This window comes from Bradyrhizobium iriomotense (assembly GCF_030160715.1).
Taxonomy (GTDB): Bacteria; Pseudomonadota; Alphaproteobacteria; order Rhizobiales; family Xanthobacteraceae; genus Bradyrhizobium; species Bradyrhizobium iriomotense.
The window spans coordinates 113,607-134,755 of the sequence record NZ_BSOW01000026.1 but is presented as its reverse complement, the minus strand read 5'-3'; the positions used below and the strand labels follow the sequence as shown (position 1 = coordinate 134,755).

Below are 21,149 nucleotides of genomic sequence, written 5' to 3'. Positions count from 1 at the left end.
TCCGATTCAGGGCGTTGGCGTACTCATGGACTTGAATACCATCACGTCGGTGGCCCATCCGGAGAGCCGCGCGCAACTGCCGGTTTGGACGGCAGGTGATGCTTGGCTCGCAGGCGGAACCTGGCTGTTCTCGGAGCCGCAGGCCCATCTGTCCCGGCTGATCGATCTCGCCGACCTCAAGTGGCCGGCGCTGACCATCACCGACACCCATCTGACGATCGCGGCCACCTGCACCATCTCAGAGCTCGACGCGCTGACCTGTCCGCCCGAGTGGCTCTCCGCACCGCTGATCAACCAGTGTTGCCGCGCCTTCCTCGCCTCGTTCAAGATCTGGAAGACGGCGACGGTCGGCGGCAATCTCTGCATGTCGCTGCCGGCAGGTCCGATGATCTCGCTGACGTCGGCGCTCGATGGCATCAGCACGATCTGGAAGGCCGGCGGCGGCGAGCAGAAGCTTGCGGTCCTCGACTTCGTCACCGGCAACCAGCGCAATCGCCTGATGCCGGGCGATTTGTTGCGGCAGATCGATATCCCCCTCGCGGCGCTGAAGCGCCGTGCGGCGTTCCGCCAGATCTCGCTGACGCCGGTCGGCCGCTCCGCGGCGCTGTTGATCGGCAGTCTCGATGGCGCTGGCGTGCTGAACCTGACGGTGACTGCATCGACCGTGCGCCCCATCCGGCTGTCCTTTCCGCAGCCGCCCGATGCGAACGCATTGCGCGCAGCCATCGCGCACGAGATCACCGACCACCTCTACCACGACGACGTCCACGGCAAGCCGTTCTGGCGCAAGCACATGACCCTGCGCCTTGCCGAGGAGATCCGTCGCGAATTGCTGGATAGCGCGCGGCCATGAGCTTCGAGATCAACGGCAAGCCGTTTTCGCAGGCGCCGCGCGCGGGCCAATGCCTGCGGACCTTCCTGCGCGAGCTCGGCCATTTCGGCGTCAAGAAGGGATGCGACGCCGGCGATTGCGGCGCCTGCACCGTGCTGCTCGACGGCGAGCCCGTGCATAGCTGCCTGATCCCGGCCTTCCGCGCCGAGGACCGCGCGATCACCACCATCGAAGGACTAGGCGGCGACGGCACACATCCGATGCAGCAGGCCTTTCTCGACGCACAAGGTTTTCAGTGCGGCTTCTGCACCGCCGGCATGATCCTGACCTGTGCGTCGCTGAACCAGGCGCAGCGCACCGATCTCGGTGCGGCGCTGAAGGGCAACATCTGCCGCTGCACCGGCTATCGCGCGATCGAGGATGCGCTCGACGGCAAGAGCAATGTCGACGATGACGTCGAGGCCGGCGGCGCGTTTGGCCGCAGCCTTCCCGCGCCCGCCGGCCCCGACGTCGTGCGCGGCAAGGCGCGCTACACCTTCGATACCGAGATCGATGGCCTGCTCCACATCAAGCTCGTGCGTTCGCCGCATCCACACGCGCGGATCGTCGCGATCGACAAGACGGCCGCCTTGAACGTTCCCGGCGTGCGCGCGGTGCTGACGCATGAGGACGTGCCCGACCGGCTGTTCTCCACCGCTCGACACGAGAAGGACTGGATGGATCCGGAGGACACGCGTGTTCTCGATGATGTCGTCCGCTTCATCGGCCAGAAGGTCGCCGCCGTCGTGGCAGAGAGCGAAGCCGCGGCGGAGGACGCGTGCCGGCGCCTCAACGTCGTTTACGACATTTTGCCTGCGGTCGTCGATCCCGAGCAGGCGATGGCGCTGGGCGCGCCGGTGATCCATCCCAACCGCACCAGCGAACATCGCGTCGCCGACGCCCAGCGCAACATCGTCGCGGAGACGCATGGCGAGTTCGGCGACGTCGCGAGCGCACTGGCGAATTCGGCCGTCACCTACGAAGGCACCTTCACGACCCAGCGTGTGCAACATGCCGCACTGGAAACGCATGGCGGGCTTGCCTGGCGCGATGACGCCGGCGTGCTCAACGTCCGCACCTCGACGCAGGTGCCGTTCCTGACCCGGCGCGCGCTGTCCGACATTTTCGATCTGCCCATGGACAAGGTCCGCGTCTTCTGCGACCGCGTCGGCGGCGGCTTTGGCGGCAAGCAGGAGATGTTCGTCGAGGACATCCTTGCGCTCGCGGCACTGAAGACCGGGCGCCCTGTGAAGCTCGAGCTGACGCGCGAGGAGCAGTTCATCGCGACCTCGACGCGGCATCCGATGCGCGTCCACATCAAGGCCGGCGCCGATGCGGCCGGCAAGCTGACCGCACTCCAGCTCGACGTTCTCTCCAACACCGGCGCCTATGGCAATCATGCAGGCCCCGTGCTGTTCCATTCGGTGGCCGAATCGATCAGCGTCTACAACTGCTCGAACAAGAAGGTCGACGCGGTCGCGGTCTACACCAACACAGTGCCCGCGGGGGCGTTTCGCGGCTACGGCCTGCCGCAGACGCTGGTGGCGGTGGAGGCGGCGATCGATGAGCTGGCAAAGCAGCTCGGCATCAGCCCGTACGACATCCGCCGCCGCAACGTCGTCAGGCCCGGCGATTCCATGCTGTCGCCGCCGCCGTCGGAGTATCACGACGTCGCCTATGGCTCCTACGGGCTCGTTCAGTGTCTCGACCTCGTCGAGCGCGCGATGCAAGCGGACGCGCCCCAACCGGATTTGTCGGCGGACTGGCTGCTTGGCGAGGGCATCGCACTGACCATGATCGACACGGTGCCTCCGGCCGGACACATCGCGGACGCGATGGTCGCGCTCAACGACGACGGCAGCTTCGATCTCACGGTCGGCACCGCCGAGTTCGGCAACGGCACCAGCACGGTGCACCGGCAGATCGCGGCCACCGCGCTCGCGACCACCGTCGACAACATCCGCCTCAAGCAATCCGACACCGCGCATGGCGGCCACGACACAGGTGCCTATGGCAGTGCCGGCATTTTTGTCGCCGGCAAGGCGACGCAGGCAGCAGCCGAGAATCTGGCGCGTGAGCTGAAGTCCGCTGCGGCCGGCGCGTGGCTGTGCGACGCGGCGGCCTGCACGCTCGAGAGCAATGCCGTCGTCAGCGGCGTCAGGCGGATGTCCTTTGCGGAACTGGCGCGGAGCGTGCGCGAAGAGGGCAAGCAGCTCGGCGCGAGCGGCAATTCACTGGGCACGCCGCGCTCGGTCGCCTTCAACGTGCAGGGTTTTCGTGTGGCGGTGAACAAGGGCACCGGCGAGTTGAAGATCCTCAGGAGCGTGCAGGCGGCCGATGCCGGCGTCGTCGCCAATCCCATGCAGTGCCGCGGCCAGGTCGAGGGCGGCGTGGCGCAGGCTTTGGGAGCCGCGATGTATGAGGAGATGGTGATCGATGCGACTGGTCGCATCATCAACGCCAAATTCCGCGACTATCACCTGCCCTCCTTTGCCGATGTGCCGCGAACTGAAGTGCTTTTCGCAGAAACCTCCGACACGATCGGGCCGATGGGCGCGAAGTCGATGAGCGAGAGCCCTTACAATCCCGTTTCCGCCGCGCTCGGCAACGCAATCGCCGACGCCACCGGCATCCGCTTCACCTCGACGCCGTTCAAGCCGGATCGATTGTTCCCGGCGCTGCACGCGAAGTTCGGTAGCTAGCTCCCGCGATAGGTCGAATAGCTCCAGGGCGTGACCAGCAGCGGCACGTGGTAGTGGCCCTCCGGCTCGGCGATCGAAAAACGCAGTGGAATCTCGTCGAGGAACGGCGGGTCCGACATCGCCACGCCGCGCTCGGCGTAATATTTGCCGACGCGGAATCGGAGCTCGTAGTGGCCGATCGGCAAGGGCCGGCCACCGATCAACGGCTGGTCGGTGCGGCCGTCGAGGTTGGTCATCGCGCGCGTGATCACACGGCTCTCGCCGAGCGCCGCGAGTTCGACGAGCTCGACCGCGATGCCGGGCGCAGGCTTGCCGCTGTGATTGTCGAGCACATGGGTCGAAAGCCGACCGTGAACCTTCAGGCGGTCGTCGGCGGCCACGAGCTGGTCGAGCCGCAACGCGGCGATGCGGCAGATCTCCGCGATCGAACGTCGCGTCTCGGTTTCGGCATCGTTCGGCAGCCGCTGCTCGAAATCGCGAAGGATCGAATCCTTGGTGTGACGACGCACGCAGACGATATAGGGGATGCCGAACTTTGCACGATAGGCATTGTTGACGCGCTCGAATGCGGCGTATTCCGTATCCGACAGCCGATCAAGGCCTGCGCTGTGCTGCTCGGCATTGGAGTCTGCAGTGAGGCCTGCCGCGCGCTGCGTCTTGTCGGCGAGATCGGGATGCGCCTTGATCAGCGCCAACTGCAATTCCGCTGCCGCACCTTCGACCGCCGCCGTCATCGCCGCGAACAGCTGATTGACGCCGGCGAACGGCCGCTGGCCTGCGATGCGCTCGGCAATCCATGGCGAGTGCTCGAAGATATTGGCAAGCGCCGCAACGAAATCGGCCTTGCTTGCAGCGTTGAGATCGGACAGCGACAGCTGCGACATCGCCGCCTGCCTCAGCCGATCTCGAATGCGTCGTCGGCGAGATGGGCGAGATTGTCACGCCAGTGATGCGCGATCTGCAATCGGGTCGGCACCCAGACGCGCTCGTGCTTTCCGATATGGTCGAGGAAACGCATTAGCCCGGCCGCGCGGCCGGGACGGCCGACCAGGCGGCAGTGCAGGCCGACCGACATCATCTTCGGCGCGCTCTCGCCTTCGGCATAGAGCACGTCGAAGGCGTCCTTGAGATAGGTGAAGAACTGCTCGCCTTCCGCAAAGCCCTGCGCGTTGATGAAGCGCATGTCGTTGTTGTCGAGCGTATAGGGGATGATGAGCTGCTTGCGGCCCGCACTCTTGATCCAATAGGGCAGATCGTCGGCATAGGAGTCGCAGAGGTAGAGGAAGCCGCCCTCTTCCGTCAGCAGCCTGTTGGTATTGATCGAAGAGCGCCCGGTGTACCAGCCGAGCGGCCGCGCACCGGTCGCTTCGGTATGCACGCGGATGGCCTCAGTGATCTCGACGCGCTCCTGCGCCTCGGTCATGTCCTTGTGCTCAATCCATTTCAGGCTGTGGCTCGCGATGTCCCAGCCCGCCTCCTGCATCGCGGCGACGATTTCCGGATTGCGCTTCAGCGCGGTGGCAACGCCGAATACGGTGGTCGGCCATTTGCGCTCGGTGAACATCCGCCACAACCGCCAGAAGCCGGCGCGCGAGCCATATTCGAACATCGATTCGATATTGGCATGACGCTGGCCGGGCCAGGGCTGCGCGGCCAGCACGTCGGACAAGAACGCTTCCGAGGCGCGGTCGCCGTGCAGAATGTTGTTCTCGCCACCCTCCTCGAAATTGACGACGAACTGCACCGCGACCCGCGCGTTGCCCGGCCAATGCGGATGCGGCGGGTTGCGGCCATAGCCGCGAAGATCACGGGGATAGCGGGGCTCCGACAAATCAGACTTCCTCGAAGCGGATCGGCAGGGCGCCCTTCCACAGCACGCTCTTGCCGAGCGTCGCCAGATTCTCCAGACCCGACGTCAGCGTGATGAAATGGTTGCCGGCGAGCTGGCCCATCTTGCTCGCGAAGTGCACGCCGCCATAGGCGAGCAGGATCTCGGTCTCGCTGATGCCACCGGGATAGAGGATGATCTGGCCCGGCGCGGGATAGCTGGTGTGGTTCTCGTAACCGACGCCGAAATCGAGGTCGCCGAGCGGCATCCACACGCCCTCACCGCTCCAGCGCACATGGATGATATGGCTTTCGAACGGCATGGCTTTACGGAATGCGGCGACGGTCTTCGGCGCCAGTTGCTCCTCGAAGCGGGCATCGAAGGTGAAATCGCCGGCGCGGATAACGAGTTTGCTCATCTCATCTCTCTAGGTGGGAGGGCGTCGGCCCCCCAATGGGAACTCTCAAGCAAAGAGCATTCCGGCGGCATGAGCGCAAGTGGCGTGCGCGCTACCGGCGGTCATAGGACCAGCCGAGAATGCCGCTGCGCCGCGTCTCGGGCTCCGGCTCGGCGGCGGGCGGCGGCGCCTCCTTCAGTTCCGCCTGGGGCGGTGGCGGCGGCGCCGGAAGGTTCTCGCATTTCATGGAATAGACCAGCTTGCCGTCCGCGGTGCGCCCGATCGGGGCGCAGGGATCCGGGCGGGCCGCCGTGGTCTTCGGAGACGGCTTGACCTGCGCCATCACGGGCGAGGTCAGCAGGGCAAGGAGCAGCAAATACTTCCACATCGTCGTGGCTCGATACATCAACTCGTCCCATTGAACCGGATCGCCCGCTGCGAGTCTATCAGGCGAGCGGCCACAATTGCCGAATTTTTGGCCGCGACCAAAATTTCGGCTCGCCGTTTCGTGATGGCCGAAACCGTGATGTCAGGCAAGACGCATCGCTATCTCCAGAGCTGCGGCGCCGGCACGAGACGCTTCTCTGGAACGACCCGTCGCCAAGCCGGAATGATCGAGCGACAATGATCAAGGGAGAATGATGATGCGAACAACAGCACTGGCCATCTTGGCCGCGACGTTGGTGGCGGCGCTCACAATCCAGACGGCATCGGCGAACCAGCGGCACCACGTCCGCAAGGCGCCTGTCCCTGCCCCAGCCAGCCAGTCATTCCGCGACTCTAACGCCGCCGTTTGGCCGACCGAACCGAGGGAGCTGGACTGGTGGCGTTACTCGACCGGCTCGCTCTCGGCGCCTGCGGGGCGGTGAGTTCTTTTGGATCGAGGTTGATCCGGCGACCAGCGAACTCCGCTCCAGTAGTTGGCGCTCCCATATGTCCACGTCGTCATTGCGAGCGCAGCGAAGCAATCCAGAATCTTGCCGCGGAGGCACTCCGGATTGCTTCGCTGCGCTCGCAATGACGGAGCAAGGTGCGAGGCCCGTCGTCCGCCAACTCGCATTCGGACAGCTGGCACACCCTGATCGCGGCTTTTTTGGCCGCTCCTTAGTACGGCTGGTAGTAGCGTGGGCCGCCGTAGTAGGGCCCGCCACCGTAATAGCCGTAGCCGGGACCATAGTAACCCGGGCTGCCGTAATAGTAGCGGTTCTCATAATACTCCTGGCGGCGCTGCTCGGCGATTGCGCCGGCGATCAATCCGGTCGCGGCACCCATGACGGCGAGGCCTGCGGCGCTCGGTCCGCGGCGGTAGTAGCGGCGCCGCGCGGCGCTGAAGTCGGTCGCACCAGCCGAAGCCGGGGCAACCGTCGCAGCCTTCGAACGTGACGTGGGTGAGGCCGCGGCCGAGGGCACGGCGGGCGCCGCAACGAGGGCGAGGCCAGCGAGCGTAGCCAGCAGGACGCTTCTGCTTTTCAAGAACATCATGGCTTGATCCGTCATCTGAGCTTCCTCTGTTCGCGCTCAAAGAGCCAAATTCCAGATATGCAAACGATATGTAACCCACAACCCAGCGATGTGGTTGCCAGATCGCGGCAATCCGCCGCGCCGATTTGAACGATTGTAAGCCTGACCGCCAAATCCGGCTTGATCGATTTCAGCGGAGCCGTTATGAAACCGGCGCGCCTTTCCTCGGTGCCGTAAGCGTTTCACGTGAACCAACGCATCAACCGACGCGGTCGGGATCGATGCATTTTTCAGGGTTCAACGTGACTGACGCGTCCATTTCCCAAAGAGACCAGATGATTGCGGTTCGCAAACTGCCGGCGCGCTATGCGCCTGTCGTCATGCCATTGGTGCTTTCCGTCCTCATGACAGCCGTGGTGTCGATCATCTCGACACTGAAGAGCCTCGGACCAACCCCTCTCTTCCTGGCGACGTGGCCAGCGGCCTGGGGACTGTCGTGGCTCGTCGCCTTTCCGACGTTGCTGGTGGTCCTGCCACTGGTCCGCCGGATCGTCTCCCTCGTGGTCGCCCCCTCTGCGGAGTCGCCCCGCTAACCGGCAGGGATGGCGGCATCGCCTGCCGTCTCTGGCCTCACCTCGCATGAATTTGGATCAAATGAGTTCAGACCAAACGGCTTCTGCCGCAAATCCGGCCGAGACGCTGACGCGGCATCGCCCGCTGCTGCTCTATATCGGCTCCAGCGTGCTCTCGGAGTTCGCTCACAACGTCGCCACCGTCGCCTATGCCAAGGACATCTTGCATGCCGGCCCGTGCGCGCTCGGCATGATGCGGGCAGCGCCGGCCGTCGGCGCGCTTCTGATGACGGCGGCGATCGCACGCCATCCGATCGCGCGACGCGCGGGCCTGCGGATGTTCCAGGCGGTGATTGCGTTCGGACTTGCCACCATCGTCTTTGCGCTGTCGCAAACCGTGTGGCTGTCGATCGCGGCACTGATGGCCATGGGCGCGGCCGACACCATCAGCGTCATCGTCCGCGTCGCGCTGGTGCAGCTCGCCACGCCCGATGCGATGCGTGGCCGCGTCGGCGCCGTCAACTTCCTCTTCATCAACGCTTCGAACCAGCTCGGCGAATTCGAGAGTGGCATGGTCGCCGCCCTGCTCGGCGCGATGCCGGCCGCGCTGCTCGGCGGTATCGGCACCATCGCAGTGGCGCTGTTGTGGATGAAGCTGTTCCCGATCCTGCGCCAGGTCGACCGGCTGGAATGAGATCAGCCCTCGCCCCACGGACGGCGTGCAAGGGCCGAGATCAAGAGCCTTACCGACAACTATTGTTCTGCGGACTCCAGTTGCACCGGAGCCGACCGTCGCACCGCCGCATGCGGGGTGGGAGCAGCCTGCGCCGGCTTGCGCGCCGAAGCCGCAGCCGGGCGCGGCGCAGCAGGCACGGCGGCAACAGCCGCCTTGGGATCGGACGCCTGGTGAGCCGTCTTTCCGGCCGTCTTGTCAGGCGCATTGACGGGCGCCTTGTTGTCAGGCGTTTTGGCGACAAGACGCGCCATTTGCTCCTGGCTCGCTTTCAACTCGTCGGCAACCCTGAGGTTGTCCTGGGACATTTGCTCCTGGTTCGCCTTCAACTGCGCCTGGCTCGCCTTGAGCTGCTCGATGCCCTGCTGCACGTTGGCGAGATCGCCCGCCATCTTCTCGAGCAATTCCGTCACCTGCGGAGGGAGCGTGGTCGCGGTCGGCGCGGCCGCCTCCGGAACGGCCTGAACGGCGGCCGGTTCCGGCGAGGCCTGAGCCAACTGAACAGTCGGACTCGGCTCTACGCCGGGCGCGGGCTGTGCTTGCGACGGCGACGGCATCGCAGCACGCAGCGGTGCCCAGCCGGCGATCATCTGCCTGACCTCATCACCGCGGGATGATTGCGAGATCAAGGCCACAGTACCAATCCCCCCGGCCAGCACCAAGCCGACGAGGCCGCGGAGAACGGGCCGGCCGCGCGGCGGGCGGGTGCGCGCGTCGTCGCGCTCCAGCCTGGACAACTGCTCGCTGGCGCGCGCGATCTCTTCATCCACGCTTTTGATCTTCTCATAGGTATGCGTGAGCTCTTCGTCCATGCGTGTGGACAGCACATGACGCGGTTCAATTTGTGTCGTGTTCGGTACGGAGTTCATTGGCGTTCCTTGCCCCAGCCCAATGTCGCCCCAGGGGCGTCCGTCGCATTTCCGTTTGGCTGATGATCACCGACGCGGTTTGTCCAAAGCAAGACCCGATCATGGAAAGTGTGGGGCCGGGTCGAGGCGAGCGCCGCGGCCCCCTCCCCCGATACCGCTGCACGCTAAGACAGCGCCCCCAGCACGCCGCGCGTGGCCTTGTCGATCTCCTCGACATAGCGGCGGCGGGCGAAGGTCTCGGTGAGGAATCCGACCACTTTGCGGCCGTCAGCGGATTCGACCACCGCCAGCATCTCCGCCTCCGCCTCGTCGAATACCGCCATCGCGCTCTTCACGTTCATTTCCGGGATCAGCACGATGTCGGTGTAGCGGGCGAGCTCGATCACCTGGATGTCATCGGCGATGGTGTCGAGGTCGCTGGAGAACAGGTCGGGCAGCATGACGAGGCCGACATATTCGTCGGCGTTGTTGACGACGACGATGCCCGGTCGCGAGCCCAGCGCGAATTCGCGCCTCGTGGCGGCGATCGTCGTCGAGGACGGCACCTTGCCGACGTCGCTCCGCATCATCCGCTCGACCGTCAGGTTGCGCAGCCAGCCGACGTCGTTGGCGCTGCGGATGGTCTCGCCGCGCAGATGCAGGCGCCAGGTCGAGAACGAATGGCCGAACATGAAGCGCACACAGATCGAGGTGACGATGCAGCCCGCCAGCACCACGGCGGTCACGTCGACATTGCGCGTCATCTCCAGCACCAGGAACGACATCGTCAGCGGGCCGCCGACGATGGCGACCCCGAGCGTCGCCATCCCCGTAAGCATCGCGACCAGCGGATCGATCGCGAAGTTCGGGCTGATCAGCAGGAGCACCGCGGCGAAGAACTTGCCGATCAAGCTGCCGACGAACAGCGAGGCGAAGAACAGGCCGCCGCGGAACCCCGATGCCAGCGAAATCAGGCAGGCCGTCAGCTTGAGGGCGATGATCAGCGCGATCAGGCCAATCGTCATGTCGTGAAACAGATCGAGCACCATCGCGCCGTGACCGGCGGCCAGCACCTGCGGGGTGGCGATCGCGAAGGAGCCGACAATGAGGCCGCCGATCACCGGGCGCAGCCAGACCGGTAGCCAGGCGAACAGGCGCTCGAACGTCGAGGACGAGCGCATCACGGCGATGCCCACGCCGCCGGTGACGAGCGCGAGCCCGATCAGCGCCAGATATTGCTCGATGCCGACCGTGCTCACCTTCGGTATCTCGATGGAGTACGGCGCGCCGCCGAGCCACTGCGCGGTCAGCGCGCCAGCGAGCGAGGCCGCCAGGATCGGCGCGGCGCTGCCGACCGCATAGACGCCGACGATCAGCTCGCAGGCATAGAACGCGCCGGTGATCGGTGCGCCGAAGGCGGCCGCGATCGCAGCCGCAGCACCGCAGCCGACGATCAGGCGGAGATCGTTGCGCCGAAGGTTGAAGAACTGGCCGAGCAACGATGCGATGCCGGAGCCGATCTGGGTATAGCCGGCCTCGAGGCCAACGGAGGCGCCGCAGCCGTTGGAGATCAGCGTCTGGCTCGAGACCACCACGCTGTCACGCAGGGACAGATTGCCGCCGCGCAGCGCGTTGGCCTCGATCGGGTCGACAGCGCTGGAGATCTTTAGCCGCCGCCGCGACCATTCCATGATGCCGAGCGCCAGTCCGCCAAGAGCGGGGGCGCTCAGCGCCGCCCACGGGTTGACATAGGCGTTCGCGGACAGCCGCACGTCGACGGGGATGCCGAAGATCAGGACATGGGCGATCTGCGCGATCTCGGCCATCAGCGTCACGACGACGCCAGCGGCGGTGCCGATCAGAAGCGCGAGCGGGATCAGGTAGAATTCATTGCTGCGCAGGAGGGCGCGGACGCGGACCAGCATCCGGTTCGATGCCTTGTTCGATCCCTTGTGCGATCTCTTGCGATCGACGATGTGCCTGATCCGCGCAAACACCGGCAAGACTCTTCTATTCTTCGGCCATGCCGTCGCCGGCCATGTGCTGTGTTGTCATCGGGATCTGCATCCTGGCGATGCGCGCGTTCCGCGCTGTTATCGACCCGAGTTACGTCAAAGCCATGAGGCTGCGCAAGAGAAAGCGGACGGCATTGGGAAGGCGAGAGGTCCTTTCCGGGAAGCCCACGGAAATGACAATAAAATCAACAAATTGATCTCAGTCGAGATCACGACAGGCTGGCGCGGACCGCGGCGATGCCATTCAGCACGAACTGCACCGAATAGGCCGCAAGCAGGATGCCGAGCAGGCGCGAGAGCACGGCATTGCCGGTCCGCCCCAGCGTGCGCGCGATCAGGGTCGAGGCGGCAAAGCAGATCATACAGAGCAGGCAGACCAGGAGGATGATCGCGATGTTGATGCCGAGCCGGGCGGCGTTGCCGGCGTCGCCCGAGAGCAGTAGCGTGGTCGCGATCGCGCCGGGGCCGGCCATCATGGGGATCGCGAGCGGAAACACCGCGACGTCGGAGGCGTGCTCGGACAGCGCCTTGTCGGCCTCGCGCGCCTCGCGCTGCGGCCGGTCGCCGAAGATCATGCGGTAGGACACGCCGAACAGCAGCAGCCCGCCGGCGATCTGGAACGCGGGGATGCCGATCCCGAGCTGGCGCAGCAGCCAGTTTCCGATCAGCGCGATCACGACCAGGATCGAGGCAGCGATCAGCGGCGCGCGCCAGGCGATGGTGCGCTTGACCGCTTCCGGCATGCCCGCGGTCGCGGCAAGGAAGGCCGGCACGAGGCCGACGGGATCGACCACCAGCAGCAGGGTGACGAAGGCCGACAGGGCAAGATCGAGCATGCGTCTCCTCAAGCCCACGCGGCGGGAACGATGACATCACAACCGGCTTAGCCCAACGCAGCCGTTTTGGAAATCAGCGGCGGAAGATCCCGGGCCGAGGGTGCCTGCGCGGCCCGCTGGATTTCTGCGGATGGCGCCCCATATGCAGGCTTTCCATTCCAGAGCCCGCGCCATGCAACCCAAAAATCCCCTCGACTGGATGCTTTCCGAAGCCATGGAGCACCTCAACCGCGGCGAGCGGCTGCGCCAGCAGTTCGGCCGCCAGGAGGCCTGCTGGGAGCCGCCGATCGACGTGCTCGAGACCGACCGGGAGCTCCTGATCCTCGTCGCCCTTCCCGGCGTCGATCCCGACAATGTGGAAACGGTGATCCATGACGGCGTGCTCGTCATCTCCGGCCAGCGCACGCTGCCGCCGGAACTGCGCAACGCCCGCATCCACCGGCTCGAGCTGCCGCAGGGACGCTTCGAGCGCCGTATTGCCTTGCCAGCCGGACGCTACGCAATCAGCCGTTTCGTGATGGACGGCTGCGTCGCGCTGCGCCTCGCCAAATCCGCCTGAGGTCGAACATGGCCAACGAGCAACAGACCGAAACCACCTTGAGCACCGAAGCCGCAAGGATTCCGGACGACGCGCTGATCGTCATCGCCGTCCGCGACATGGTGCTGTTTCCCGGCATGATCGCGCCGATCGCGATCGCGCGGCCGAAGTCGATCGCCGCCGCACAGCAGGCGCTGCGCGAGCAGCGGCCGATCGGCATCGTGCTTCAGCGCAACGGCGACATCGACGATCCCGCGCCGGATGATCTCTACCGGATCGCGACCATCGCCAACATCGTGCGCTACATCACCGCGCCCGACGGGACCCATCACATCGTCTGCCAGGGCGTGCAGCGCGTGCGTCTCCTCGACTTCCTGCCGGGTACACCCTTCCCGGCCGCGCGCGTGCAGCAGATTCCGGAGCCGAGCACGACCTCGCCGGAGATCGAGGCGCGCTTCCTCAACCTTCAGCGCCAGGCGATCGAAGCGATCCAGCTCCTGCCGCAGGTGCCGCCCGAGCTGGTGGCGATGTTCCAGGGCACCACCGCGCCCGGCGCGCTGGCCGACCTCGCCACCGCCTATATGGACATCAAGCCGCAGGACAAGCAGGAGATTTTGGAGACCGTCGATCTCTCCGTGCGCATGGAGAAGGTCTCGAAGCAGCTCGCCGAGCGGCTGGAAGTGCTGCGCATCAGCAATGAAATCGGCCAGCAGACCAAGGCCGCCTTCGACGAGCGCCAGCGCGAGGCGATCCTGCGCGAGCAGATGGCGACGATCCAGCGCCAGCTCGGCGAAGGCGACGGCAAGGCGGCTGAAGTCGCCGAGCTGACCGCGGCCATCGCGAAAGCAAAAATGCCGCCGGAGGCGGAAGCCCACGCGAAGAAGGAGCTGCGTCGCTACGAGCGCATGCCGGAAGCCGCCGGCGAAGCCGGCATGGTCCGCACTTATCTCGACTGGCTGATCGAACTGCCCTGGGCGCTGCCGGAGGAGAAGCCGATCGACATCGCGGAGGCCCGCCGCATCCTCGATGCGGACCACTATGGCCTGGAGAAGATCAAGAGCCGCATCATCGAATATCTCGCCGTGCGTAAGCTCGCACCGCAGGGCAAGGCGCCGATCCTGTGCTTCGTCGGCCCGCCCGGCGTCGGCAAGACCTCGCTCGGCCAATCCATCGCGCGCGCGATGGATCGCCCGTTCGTGCGCGTCAGCCTCGGCGGCGTGCACGACGAGGCCGAGATCCGCGGCCACCGCCGCACCTATATCGGCGCGCTGCCCGGCAACATCATCCAGGGCATCAAGAAGGCAGGCAGCCGGAACTGCGTGATGATGCTGGACGAAATCGACAAGATGGGCCGCGGCGTGCAGGGCGACCCGTCGGCCGCGATGCTGGAGGTGCTCGATCCCGAGCAGAACGGGACATTCCGGGACAATTATCTCGGCGTGCCCTTCGACCTCTCGCGCGTGGTCTTCATCGCCACCGCCAACATGCTGGACTCGATCCCGGGACCGCTGCTGGACCGCATGGAGCTCATCAGCCTTGCCGGCTACACAGAGGACGAGAAGCTCGAGATCGCCAGGCGCTATCTGGTGCGGCGTCAGCTCGAGGCCAACGGTCTCTCGGCGGACCAGGCCGAGATCGAGCCGGAGGCGTTGAAGCTGATCGTCAAGGGCTACACGCGCGAGGCCGGCGTGCGCTGGCTGGAGCGCGAGATCGGCAAGGTGCTCCGCCATGCGGCGGTGCAGATCGCCGAGGGCACGGCGGCCAAGGTCGTGGTGAGCGCGAAGGACATCACGCCCGTGCTCGGCCAGCCGCGCTTCGAGGGCGAGATCGCGCTGCGCACCAGCGTGCCGGGCGTTGCCACGGGCCTCGCCTGGACGCCGGTCGGCGGCGACATCCTGTTCATCGAGGCGACGCGCGTGCCCGGCAGGGGCAGTCTGATCCTGACCGGCCAGCTCGGCGACGTCATGCGCGAGAGCGCGCAGGCCGCGATGACGCTGGTGAAGAGCCGCGCCGGCCAGCTCGGGATCGAGCCTTCGCTGTTCGAGAAGAGCGACATCCACGTTCACGTCCCGGCGGGCGCAACCCCGAAGGACGGCCCGAGCGCGGGCGTTGCGATGTTCACGGCGCTGACGTCGCTGCTGACCGACCGCACCGTGCGCAACGACACCGCCATGACCGGCGAGATCTCCTTGCGCGGCCTGGTGCTGCCGGTCGGCGGCATCAAGGAGAAGGTGGTGGCGGCGGCGGCTGCAGGCCTCAAGCGGGTGATGCTGCCAGCGCGCAACAAGCGGGATTTCGACGACATCCCGAAGGGCGCGCGCGAGAGCCTCGAATTCATCTGGCTCGAGCGGGTCGACGAGGCGGTCGCCGCAGCGCTCGACCCGGCCAAGCCGCAGGTCGAGGCAGCCGAGTGAAAATGGTGATGACGATGGCGTTGAAAAGTGCGAAGACGAGGCGGGCTGTGCAGCGGCTGCGGCAATGGCTCGATCGCGCGATCGGCCGGCTCAGGGACTCTATTCCCGCGCCACGCGGCCAGCTTCAGCCCGTACGGGTCAAAGCCAGATACCGCAGGGGCTGACCCCTCCGCCTCACCCCTGCGGCACCTCAAAACAAAAGGCCCCCTCTTGTGAAGGGGGCCTTTGCTTTTAGCCGTTAGGCCACGGCGTCCTTGGCGGCCTTGACGGGCCGTGCGCGGACGATCTTCCGGGCCGGCTTGGCCTTGAACATCATCTCTTCACCCGTGAACGGGTTGGTGCCCTTGCGCGCCTTGGTCGCGGGCTTCTTGATGACCACGAACTTGGCAAAGCCCGGCACCAGGAACAGGCCGTTCTTCTTGAGCTCCTTGTGGCCGACGTCCGTCAAGGTCTCCATGACGTTCTTGACGTCGCGCTTGGAAAGCTCGGTGGCGGTCGCGATCTTTTCGATCAGCTGCGATTTGGACAGTTGGGTTGGCATCGTGTCTCCTCTGATTCGTTGCCGGTTGCATATTAGACCAACCGTTGAAGGCCTATAGCCTTCTGTACAGTTTTGTCGCGAAAATACGGGCTTTTTTGTCGCGCTGTGGCAAAAAACCCTGCTTTTTAGCCACTTCCGGAGCGGAGGAAGCCTCGGCAGCGGGTTTTTGCCTTGTTTCAAAGGCCCGCAGGCCACCTTGCTAAAGCTGATTCCATGCTTTCGACAAGCGACGACCGGCCTCTTTATCGGAGGCCGGTCGCGTTTCACCCTAGAAAATAAGGCTAGACCCGCTCGATGATGACCGCCGGCGCCATGCCGCCGGCGGCGCACATGGTGACGAGGCCGCGCTTCAGGTCGCGCCGCTCGAGCTCGTCGAGGATGGTGCCGATCAGGATCGAGCCGGTGGCGCCGATGGGGTGGCCGAGCGCGATCGAGCCGCCGTTGACGTTGACCTTGGCCCGGTCGAGCCTGAAGTCGCGGATGTATTTTTCCGCAACGACTGCAAAGGCCTCGTTGATCTCGAAGAGATCGATGTCGTCGATGCCAAGCCCGGCCTTGGCCAGCACCTTGCGGGTCGCCGGCACCGGCGCGTTCAGCATCAGCGTCGGCGAATCCCCCATGTTGGCCATCGCGACCACGCGCGCGCGAGGCTTCAGCCCATGCGCCCTTGCATAGGTCGGCGACGCCAGCAGGATCGCGGCAGCGCCGTCGACGACGCCGGAGGAATTGCCGGCGTGGTGCACGAAGTCGATCTTGAGGTCCGGATATTGTTGCAGGATCAGGCCGCGATAGGTCGTCCCCTTGTCGTCGAGCGCATAGTCGGCGATCGCGGGGAATGCAGGCTTGAGCGCCGCCAGACCCTCCATCGTGGTCTGCGGCCGCGGATACTCCTCGTGGTCGAGCGCGAGGCTGCCATCCTCGCGGTAGACCGGCACCAGGCTCTTCTTGAAATGGCCGTTCGCCATCGCATGCCCCGCGCGCTTCTGGCTCTCGAGCCCGAGCGCGTCGACATCCCTTCGCGTGATGCCTTCCATGGTCGCGATCGCATCGGCACAGACGCCCTGATGCGACTGCGGATGCCTTGCGCGCAGGCGCAGATTGCCGGCGTCCATCATCATCGGACCACCGCCGCGCCGTCCCTCCATCGACATCATCTCGCAGCCACCGGCGATGACGAGGTCTTCGGCGCCCGCCATGATCGAGGCCGCGGCCATGTTGATGCTGGTGATGCCGGAGCCGCAGAAGCGGTCGAGCGTTACCGCGCTGGCGCGCACGTCATAGCCGGCATCGAGCGCCGACATCCGCCCGAGGTCGCCGCTTTGCGTCGCGACCTGCGCGCTACAGCCCCAGACGATGTCGTCGACGTCAGCAGTGTTGATGCCGGTCCGCTTCGCGAGCGCGCGCAGCACGGTCGCCCCGAGTTGCTGCGGATGGATGCCCGACAGCGCCCCCTTGCCGGCCTTGCCCACCCCGCGCGGCGTCCGACAGGCATCGATGATCAGCGCGTCAACCATGGCTTTGTCCTCTTGTTCTTGGCTGTTGAAAGCGGTTTTGAATCAGGGGGAGAGCGGAGTCAATCGGCGAGCCGGACCGCCCTTCCGCAAAAAACTGAAAAACAACCCCATGCAAAGGCGCGAGACGGCCGCCGGACCAAATACGGATTTTACGAAATACACTTGACACGTCGGGCAAATCAGGGGCAATAGTCTATGATTGCGCAATCCGGCCACTTGGAGCGGGAGGATTGACGCGAGCCGGACAAGGCCAGGCAATTGGCGGCAAGCTCTTCGTAACGTGTCCCCACCCGACGACATTTGCTTGATCCGATTGAAGAACCGCTAGTCCCGATTGCGGGCGCGATAACCGGACAAAGCAGACATCGGTCGGGCGACGCTCCTCGCTGAATTGGTCGAAAAATGACCCATTGCCGACCTTCCTTGGCGACCCCAAATCTGAACGGGATTGCGGCTGAAAACGGAAGGTTGTGCAGTGGACGTCTACAGGGTTCGAGAGGCAAAGTCCGAGGAACAACGTGAGCTAACGCGCCTCTGTGTGCGTGCCACGATGCACGCGGGACACGACGAAGCGTTCATCGACCGAACCATGCCCGCGCTTACGATAACTGTACCATTGATTAGCGCGAATTGTGTTCAAGTGGCAGAAGACGACACCGGCGAAGTTGTCGGTGTCGTCGCGGTGACGCCGACCGCGCTTCAAGGAATTGCCCAGCTTTACGGCCTTTATGTTGACCCAGCACATTGGAAACGGGGGATCGGTCGAGTTCTTTTCGGCGCGGCTGTAGCTCGCTCAAAAGGGATAAAAGCCGGAGCTCTCATGATCACTGCCGAACCTTCGGCGGAAGAGTTTTACAAGCGGATGGGGGCCATCAGGATCGGCGAAGGACCGTTTTACTTTTCGCCCGAAACCATACTGCCTTCCCTCCTGTACATCATTCCTCGCGAGACATGATGCAGTGTCGGGCAGTCTCTCGTCTGCTTATGGCTCTTAGGTGAAGATGCAATTGACCAGCGGTACGTGGGCTCATTGGTGCAGACCGGACCTCGGGTCTAAGACTGCGGGCATTTTCCATCCCCATGCTTAGGTTGGCAGCAAGCCAGCAACCAGCTGTTGATGATTTCCCACTTGTCGCGCCCCCTCGGTTGGAATTTCAGGAGCGGAGAGCGCTTGTCCTGTAGTTCGTAAAAGAAGTTCAGTGTGTCGCGGGGGGTGGCTGCCCCACGATCGATAGAATGAGCCTGAAGCCAACGCCGCCATTCGCGAATGATCCGCAGTTTGCGTTGGGTGTGATACGTTGACGCGCGCTTTTGCCCCACGAGGCAAGCTCCTGAAGGTCATCAGTTGGGCCGCGCTGGTTTGTTATTCGAGAGAGTTGGATAGGCATCCAGAAGGTACCGGCATCCGCCGTGCCGATCAGTACCCTCGCACCTGCACATAAACGGAAGACGTTAAGCTTTTCTGAAACGAGTATGACGCGGATCGCCTACGATAGGCCGGAGTAGGATGCGGACACCATAACCGGCATTTCGGCTCCGACGATCATAGGCGCGTGGAAAAGCTCGCCATCGACATCGAAGTTATGTGTGTGCTTCCGGCCCAAACGTTGGAGCCGATCATGCAATGGCTCGCGGCTTTGCCATATCCTTGGTGCTCAAACATCCAAGCCTGCGAACGCATTCCAGCCATTGAGGCCCTGCGACCAATCGAACGCTTCCTTGCTCCGGCAGAAAATGACAAAGCGGCCACCGTTTTGAACGTGACATCCCATGTGAGGCTCACCCTTTTCCGCGAAGAGTTCTCCGATCTCCATCCGGAGGCCCCTCAACCCCGCGCGGAGCTTGCGCCATCTTTAAACGCTCGGGCTTGGCCGCGGCCAAAATGTCTGGACCGGGGGGCGCTGGGCGACGTATCGCGCGGTATGTCGTTAGTGGCTGGGCCTTGATTTGGTTGTGAGTTCCACGCTCGCGCTTGATGCGATTCACGATGGGGAGTGGTAGGTCACCGATTGGTAGGTCCAATTTTTTCGACGACACCTGCGTTTCATGTAGTTGTTTATCGGGGATGCGCAGGAGATGTACGTCCTTGCCCTGGTCACCCAAAAAGGCGGAAGCGGCAAGAGCACGCTCGCCGTCGGACTTGCAGTCGCGGCCATGGAGAACGGGGAGCGCGTCGCATTTGTCGAGGCTGATCCACAAGGCACGATTTCAAAATGGAAGGAGCGGCGCGGCAATCCCTTTCCGCGGGTCGTTCGGGTCGCCGATCCTTCCGAGCTCGAAAGGGCGCTGGTCCGCCTCGAAGCTGAGGGGATCTGGCTTGCGATCATCGATACTGCCGCCACGGACAATGCGCTGGCCACGCACGCCATCACGAAGGCCGATCTTTGCCTGATCCCGACGCGTCCGAGTCCCGCCGACATCGAAGCTGCAATACCGACGCTGATTGCTATTCGTAGGTTCAGGCGCCGATTTGCGTTCGTCCTCAATCAGACGCCACCGCGGGGCTGCCGTTTGAGCGAAGCTGCAACTTCGCTCAATTCGCTTGGCGTGCTGGCGCTTCCCTACGTCGGACTGCGCAACGACCACCAGGACGCGCTGGGGACCGGATTGGGCGTGACCGAGTTTGCACAAGAGGGAAGAGCCTCGGAGGAAGTTCGTGAGCTGTGGCGCTGGGTCTTGAAGAAGCTTGTCGAGGGATCGTTAGATCATGAGCCACGCGCAAAAACGGCGGCGTGCTAGCCATACGCGCTGTGCGCGGCGCTCGCTCGTGGAGCTTACGGCGGCGGCGAGCCGAGCTGTTGACGATGACCTGTTTGTGTTGTCCAGCGGGATTGCTGCCTCCGATCCGCAATCGGGGCACACAGGCGAGAAGACCTCTGATCAAACAATCCTTGCAAGGCAAGTGATGGCTCCGGGTCCCGTTGCGGTGCTTGAATCGCGGAATGCGGCGGCGCCGCGCAAGGACGAACTCCTAGATTCCGACACGACCACCGAGATGATGGCGAAGATTGCCAACGACTATCAAAACAGAGCTTTTGAAAACATCAATGCCCGCCTGAATGCTGCGTTGGACCATGCGGAGGACCTCGTAGAGACACGGGTGGGAGGCGAAGCGGCGTCGAAAGACATCGGCGGTTCCAGTCTTGAAAGCAATTTTTTGACCGTGCTCAAGGAAGCCGCAACGGAGTTCCGCACGGATGCGGTCGAATTGATCGTGCAGAAGGAACCAGCCGACAGCGCAGGGCAGCCGCAACCGCGATACATGCGACGGCTCACTGACGAGGCGGTCAGATTGCTGGACGATCTTCGGAGCGGCAAGCTGGGGAATCAGGCGAACTTCATCCTGAGCGAATGCTTCAGAGAAGCCGCCAGCGCGTTCTCTATGATCAATCAGCAGCTCAAGCGAGACGGCTATGCCGCGAGCATTGATCCATCAATCTTCATCTGGCTTGCCAATATCACCGAACCGGAGACGCGCGACTCCGGAACCATGCGGCTTGAGATCGTACCCAACCACCGAGGTTGTCCGAGCACGTACGCGCGCCAGGTCGCTCAATTCATCTGGCACCTTGTCGAGGGGCAGGGCTGCCGGCGACAGGCCGCATATCGGGGGGCGCTCACGAAGTTCAGCGTAAGCGCGAGTTTCGCCGAGGAAACCTATACCTTTTGGGAGCCGATCTTCAAACGGGCGGGACCGCACGTGAAGATGCTGACCCGCATTTCAGATCCAGAAATGTAAAGCCAAGCAGCGCGGGCATTTGGCGTCCGATTTGACTGAGGCCGAGGCCCCCGCGAGGACCGCGCGGCAACTTCTTCGGGGCTTCGGACGAAGAGGACGCTGACGTTGGGGACGCTCTTGCATGGTCCATGATTGCGCGG

General features: G+C 64.3%; 18 protein-coding genes and 1 pseudogene. 9 read left to right on the top strand and 10 right to left on the bottom strand.

Translation table 11 applies throughout. The annotated features are described in order from the left end of the window. Positions 1-25 precede the first annotated feature (25 nt). A complete protein-coding gene (locus tag QQL28_RS31740) occupies positions 26-853 on the top strand; it encodes an FAD binding domain-containing protein (RefSeq protein WP_284271838.1) in 828 nt (275 codons plus the stop codon). After that, positions 850-3,573 (top strand): molybdopterin-dependent oxidoreductase, encoded by a 2,724-nt coding sequence (locus QQL28_RS31735; protein WP_284271836.1) that lies wholly within the window; start codon positions 850-852, stop codon positions 3,571-3,573. Before QQL28_RS31740 ends, QQL28_RS31735 begins: the two co-directional genes overlap by 4 nt. Here the strand turns inward: QQL28_RS31735 and uraD are convergent. The 5 genes from uraD to QQL28_RS31710 all read right to left on the bottom strand — a co-directional run bounded on the left by uraD (position 3,570) and on the right by QQL28_RS31710 (position 7,295). Further along, positions 3,570-4,457 (bottom strand): 2-oxo-4-hydroxy-4-carboxy-5-ureidoimidazoline decarboxylase, encoded by an 888-nt coding sequence (gene uraD / locus QQL28_RS31730; RefSeq protein ID WP_284271834.1) that lies wholly within the window; start codon positions 4,455-4,457, stop codon positions 3,570-3,572. The genes QQL28_RS31735 and uraD overlap by 4 nt on opposite strands. An 11-nt stretch (positions 4,458-4,468) precedes the next feature. Then, entirely contained in the window at positions 4,469-5,404 is a 936-nt protein-coding gene (gene puuE / locus QQL28_RS31725; RefSeq protein ID WP_284271832.1) for an allantoinase PuuE, read from the bottom strand. 1 nt (position 5,405) lies between these two features. Next, positions 5,406-5,819, bottom strand: coding sequence for a DUF3830 family protein (locus QQL28_RS31720; RefSeq protein WP_027528380.1), 414 nt, complete (start codon positions 5,817-5,819; stop codon positions 5,406-5,408). Between the two features lie 91 nt (positions 5,820-5,910). Continuing rightward, positions 5,911-6,186, bottom strand: coding sequence for a hypothetical protein (locus QQL28_RS31715; RefSeq protein ID WP_284271857.1), 276 nt, complete (start codon positions 6,184-6,186; stop codon positions 5,911-5,913). Between the two features lie 716 nt (positions 6,187-6,902). Continuing rightward, on the bottom strand, positions 6,903-7,295 hold the full coding sequence (locus QQL28_RS31710; protein WP_284271831.1) for a hypothetical protein: 393 nt from the start codon (positions 7,293-7,295) through the stop codon (positions 6,903-6,905). Positions 7,296-7,594: 299 nt separating this feature from the next. On the opposite strand from QQL28_RS31710, the gene QQL28_RS31705 reads away from it, so the two are divergent. After that, positions 7,595-7,852, top strand: a complete 258-nt coding sequence (locus QQL28_RS31705; RefSeq protein ID WP_284271829.1) for a DUF2798 domain-containing protein — start codon at positions 7,595-7,597, stop codon at positions 7,850-7,852. A gap of 187 nt (positions 7,853-8,039) precedes the next feature. Next, positions 8,040-8,525: pseudogene (locus tag QQL28_RS31700) on the top strand (MFS transporter); the annotation flags it as partial. A 59-nt stretch (positions 8,526-8,584) separates the two neighbouring features. On the opposite strand, the gene QQL28_RS31695 reads toward QQL28_RS31700, so the two are convergent. From QQL28_RS31695 to QQL28_RS31685, 3 genes are all read right to left on the bottom strand, one after another. Further along, entirely contained in the window at positions 8,585-9,433 is an 849-nt protein-coding gene (locus QQL28_RS31695) for a hypothetical protein (RefSeq protein ID WP_284271828.1), read from the bottom strand. 164 nt (positions 9,434-9,597) lie between these two features. Beyond that, positions 9,598-11,409 carry a chloride channel protein gene (locus QQL28_RS31690; RefSeq protein ID WP_431309671.1) on the bottom strand — a complete coding sequence of 604 codons (1,812 nt, stop codon included), beginning with the start codon at positions 11,407-11,409 and terminating at the stop codon, positions 9,598-9,600. Positions 11,410-11,636: 227 nt separating this feature from the next. Further along, positions 11,637-12,263: a MarC family protein gene (locus QQL28_RS31685; protein ID WP_284271826.1), complete on the bottom strand. Its 627-nt coding sequence runs from the start codon at positions 12,261-12,263 to the stop codon at positions 11,637-11,639. Between the two features lie 172 nt (positions 12,264-12,435). Between QQL28_RS31685 and QQL28_RS31680 the strand changes: the two genes are divergently transcribed. Both QQL28_RS31680 and lon read left to right on the top strand, forming a co-directional pair. Next, on the top strand, positions 12,436-12,822 hold the full coding sequence (locus QQL28_RS31680) for an Hsp20/alpha crystallin family protein (RefSeq protein WP_284271824.1): 387 nt from the start codon (positions 12,436-12,438) through the stop codon (positions 12,820-12,822). An 8-nt stretch (positions 12,823-12,830) separates the two neighbouring features. After that, positions 12,831-15,215: an endopeptidase La gene (lon, locus tag QQL28_RS31675; protein ID WP_284271821.1), complete on the top strand. Its 2,385-nt coding sequence runs from the start codon at positions 12,831-12,833 to the stop codon at positions 15,213-15,215. 238 nt (positions 15,216-15,453) lie between these two features. Here the strand turns inward: lon and QQL28_RS31670 are convergent, their stop codons facing one another. Together QQL28_RS31670 and QQL28_RS31665 are read right to left on the bottom strand one after the other, a co-directional pair. Then, the gene (locus tag QQL28_RS31670; RefSeq protein WP_027528369.1) at positions 15,454-15,756 is read right to left on the bottom strand and encodes an HU family DNA-binding protein; all 303 of its coding nucleotides are present in this window, start codon (positions 15,754-15,756) and stop codon (positions 15,454-15,456) included. A 281-nt stretch (positions 15,757-16,037) separates the two neighbouring features. Continuing rightward, positions 16,038-17,270, bottom strand: a complete 1,233-nt coding sequence (locus QQL28_RS31665) for an acetyl-CoA C-acetyltransferase (protein ID WP_284271811.1) — start codon at positions 17,268-17,270, stop codon at positions 16,038-16,040. Positions 17,271-17,745: 475 nt separating this feature from the next. Here QQL28_RS31665 and QQL28_RS31660 point away from each other — a divergent pair, with 475 nt between their 5' ends. The 3 genes from QQL28_RS31660 (at position 17,746) to QQL28_RS31650 (ending at position 21,009) form a co-directional block, all read left to right on the top strand. After that, positions 17,746-18,225: a GNAT family N-acetyltransferase gene (locus QQL28_RS31660; RefSeq protein WP_284271809.1), complete on the top strand. Its 480-nt coding sequence runs from the start codon at positions 17,746-17,748 to the stop codon at positions 18,223-18,225. 1,121 nt (positions 18,226-19,346) lie between these two features. After that, the gene (locus tag QQL28_RS31655; protein WP_284271807.1) at positions 19,347-20,009 is read left to right on the top strand and encodes a ParA family protein; all 663 of its coding nucleotides are present in this window, start codon (positions 19,347-19,349) and stop codon (positions 20,007-20,009) included. Further along, positions 19,978-21,009, top strand: a complete 1,032-nt coding sequence (locus QQL28_RS31650) for a hypothetical protein (protein WP_284271804.1) — start codon at positions 19,978-19,980, stop codon at positions 21,007-21,009. Before QQL28_RS31655 ends, QQL28_RS31650 begins: the two co-directional genes overlap by 32 nt. The last annotated feature ends 140 nt before the right edge of the window (positions 21,010-21,149 follow it).

Coding starts and splice junctions, on each gene's coding strand:
- QQL28_RS31740 (WP_284271838.1), top strand. CDS start 26: ATGGACTTGAATACCATCACGTCGGTGGCCCATCCGGAGAGCCGCGCG.
- QQL28_RS31735 (WP_284271836.1), top strand. CDS start 850: ATGAGCTTCGAGATCAACGGCAAGCCGTTTTCGCAGGCGCCGCGCGCG.
- uraD (WP_284271834.1), bottom strand. CDS start 4,457: ATGTCGCAGCTGTCGCTGTCCGATCTCAACGCTGCAAGCAAGGCCGAT.
- QQL28_RS31720 (WP_027528380.1), bottom strand. CDS start 5,819: ATGAGCAAACTCGTTATCCGCGCCGGCGATTTCACCTTCGATGCCCGC.
- QQL28_RS31715 (WP_284271857.1), bottom strand. CDS start 6,186: ATGTGGAAGTATTTGCTGCTCCTTGCCCTGCTGACCTCGCCCGTGATG.
- QQL28_RS31710 (WP_284271831.1), bottom strand. CDS start 7,295: ATGACGGATCAAGCCATGATGTTCTTGAAAAGCAGAAGCGTCCTGCTG.
- QQL28_RS31705 (WP_284271829.1), top strand. CDS start 7,595: ATGATTGCGGTTCGCAAACTGCCGGCGCGCTATGCGCCTGTCGTCATG.
- QQL28_RS31695 (WP_284271828.1), bottom strand. CDS start 9,433: ATGAACTCCGTACCGAACACGACACAAATTGAACCGCGTCATGTGCTG.
- QQL28_RS31685 (WP_284271826.1), bottom strand. CDS start 12,263: ATGCTCGATCTTGCCCTGTCGGCCTTCGTCACCCTGCTGCTGGTGGTC.
- QQL28_RS31680 (WP_284271824.1), top strand. CDS start 12,436: ATGCAACCCAAAAATCCCCTCGACTGGATGCTTTCCGAAGCCATGGAG.
- lon (WP_284271821.1), top strand. CDS start 12,831: ATGGCCAACGAGCAACAGACCGAAACCACCTTGAGCACCGAAGCCGCA.
- QQL28_RS31670 (WP_027528369.1), bottom strand. CDS start 15,756: ATGCCAACCCAACTGTCCAAATCGCAGCTGATCGAAAAGATCGCGACC.
- QQL28_RS31665 (WP_284271811.1), bottom strand. CDS start 17,270: ATGGTTGACGCGCTGATCATCGATGCCTGTCGGACGCCGCGCGGGGTG.
- QQL28_RS31655 (WP_284271807.1), top strand. CDS start 19,347: ATGTACGTCCTTGCCCTGGTCACCCAAAAAGGCGGAAGCGGCAAGAGC.
- QQL28_RS31650 (WP_284271804.1), top strand. CDS start 19,978: ATGAGCCACGCGCAAAAACGGCGGCGTGCTAGCCATACGCGCTGTGCG.